Origin of the sequence: Candidatus Accumulibacter vicinus, assembly GCF_000584955.1 — a bacterium.
Lineage (GTDB): Bacteria > Pseudomonadota > Gammaproteobacteria > Burkholderiales > Rhodocyclaceae > Accumulibacter > Accumulibacter vicinus.
Map to the genome: position 1 here is coordinate 19988 of NZ_JDSS02000002.1, position 1052 is coordinate 21039.

Consider the following 1052-nt stretch of genomic DNA (forward strand, 5'->3'; position numbering starts at 1 on the left):
GAGCGCGCTGCCGACGAGTTGCGGCTGCTGCAGGGATGCGATGCCGCCGGCCGGCCCGCCCAGCTCCGGCAACTCGCGGCCGAGACCGCGGTCGCCAACCCGGCTTTCGACATCACGCCGGCGAGTCTGATCAGCGCCGTGATCAGCGAACGCGGCGTCTGTTCGGCGAGCAGCGACGGCTTGCGCACCCTCTACCCAGAGGCCACGCATGACTGATCCGCGCCAACAACTGATCGACAGCGCGCGCTGCATGCAGGCCGCCGGCCTGAACCGCGGCACTGCTGGCAACCTCAGCGTGCGTGTCGAGGGCACCGGCGCGGACGCTGGCGGCGACTTCCTGATCACACCGACCGGCATGGCTTACGACAGTCTGCTCACCGCCGACATCGTGCACATGCGCCGCGACGGCAGTTGCCGGGGTCACCGCCGGCCCTCATCCGAGTGGCGCTTCCACCGCGACCTCTACGCGGCCCGCGCCGACGCCGGCGCCATCCTGCACGCGCATTCGCCGTTCGCCACCAGCATCGCCTGCCTGCGCCGCGATATCCCGCCGTTCCACTACATGATCGCGCGCTTTGGCGGCGACAATGTTCGCTGTGCCGCTTATGCGACCTTCGGTACACAGGCACTCTCCGACGCGGTCCTGCTGGCGATCGTGAACCGCCGCGCCTGCCTGCTCGCGAACCACGGCATGCTGGTGCTCGGCGACGATCTGCAACAGGCGATCGACCTCGGCATCGAACTCGAAACACTCTGCGAACAATACTGGCGCGCCTGCCAGCTCGGTCAACCGGTGCTGCTCGATGCCGCCGAAATGGCAACGGTGCTCGACAAGTTCGCCAGCTACGGCCAGCAGCCTTGAGCGCGACGACCCTGTTGCGGATCAGCGACATTCGCCTTCCCATCGAGCATCCGCCGGCAGCGCTGGCTGCCGCGGTCGCTGCTCGCCTCGGCATGGCCGAGGCCGACCTCGGCGAGATCAGCGTCTTCCGGCGCAGTTGCGACGCGCGCAAGGCGAGTGCGCCGACCTTTCTCTACAGTGTCGACGTGGC

1 protein-coding gene and 2 pseudogenes are annotated in these 1052 nt (G+C 68.4%); all 3 read left to right on the plus strand.

Annotated elements, in window-relative coordinates:
- Positions 1–216 (plus strand): annotated as a pseudogene (locus CAPSK01_RS00115) (S-methyl-5-thioribose-1-phosphate isomerase); the annotation flags it as partial.
- Positions 209–862, plus strand: a complete 654-nt coding sequence (locus CAPSK01_RS00120) for a class II aldolase/adducin family protein (protein WP_034920782.1) — start codon at positions 209–211, stop codon at positions 860–862. The pseudogene CAPSK01_RS00115 and the gene CAPSK01_RS00120, both read left to right, overlap by 8 nt.
- Positions 859–1052, plus strand: a pseudogene (locus CAPSK01_RS21235) (hypothetical protein); the annotation flags it as partial. The gene CAPSK01_RS00120 and the pseudogene CAPSK01_RS21235, both read left to right, overlap by 4 nt.